The organism is Bacteroides caecigallinarum (genome assembly GCF_016901995.1).
GTDB lineage: Bacteria > Bacteroidota > Bacteroidia > Bacteroidales > Bacteroidaceae > Phocaeicola > Phocaeicola cellulolyticus.
Window position 1 is genome coordinate 1 of the sequence record NZ_JACJLE010000126.1, and the last position, 1,102, is coordinate 1,102.

The 1,102-nt window shown below is 35.8% G+C and carries 1 protein-coding gene; it reads left to right on the forward strand.

Annotation, left to right across the window (positions count from 1 at the left end):
- Positions 1 to 27 precede the first annotated feature (27 nt).
- The coding region (locus H6A61_RS15265) for an AAA family ATPase (RefSeq protein ID WP_204394757.1) at positions 28 to 1,102 on the forward strand (1,075 nt) is incomplete at its 3' end.

Sequence of the window (1,102 nt, forward strand, 5' to 3'; positions counted from 1 at the left end):
GAGTAACAGCGGTAAAGTATTAAGCTTATGAAATATCCTATAGGAATACAGAGTTTTGAACAGATTATCGAAGACGGTTATGTTTATGTGGATAAGACGGATTTGATTTATAATCTGGCACATGAAGGGAAAATATATTTTCTGAGTCGTCCAAGGAGATTCGGCAAGAGTCTTCTTGTATCTACTCTTAAGAACTATTTTCTCGGTAAAAAGGAATATTTCAAGGGTTTAAAAATTGAAGCATTGGAAAATGACTGGAATGTTCATCCTGTATTTTATGTAGATTTTAATAGTACGGATTTTACAAAAGAGGGAAATCTGGAAAGCAAACTAAGTTTTTACATATCCGAGTGGGAGAAGAAATATGGCTTACCGGATAGAACAGAATTGCTCGGAATAGGTGACCGCTTTACAGAGGTATTGCGTGCTTCGCATGAGCAGACAGGATTTCGTGCAGTTGTCCTTATAGACGAGTATGATAAACCTATACTTGATGTTTTGGATGTAAATACAGAATTGGAAGATCAGCATCGTAATATTCTGAAAGCTTTTTACTCTGTATTCAAGGGAGCAGATGCACATTTGCAGTTCGTTTTTTTAACAGGGGTGACAAAATTCTCGCAAGTCAGCGTTTTCAGCGGTTTTAATCAGCCTAAGGATATAAGCATGGATGCCAGATACGAATCATTATGTGGCATTACACAAAAAGAACTTGAAACTTATTTTCAAGAGCCTGTTTATGAAATGGCGCAGAAATATAAATGTGACTATAATCATATGTTGACCAGGCTTAAAGAACAATATGACGGCTATCATTTCAGTGATGAAATGACTGATATATATAATCCTTTCAGCCTATTGAACGCAATGGACAGTAAACGTCTGGAGGATTATTGGTTCAAGACAGGAACGCCTACGTATCTAATCAGATTAATGAACCATTTTAATGAAAATATAAATGAATTAACTGGAAAGTATTATCGTCAGGAAGAATTTATTGATTATAAGGCTGATGTCGAAATGCCTTTGCCAATGATTTACCAGAGTGGATACCTTACGATAAAAGGATATGAAGAGTTTGGAAACCGCTTCCTTTTAGACT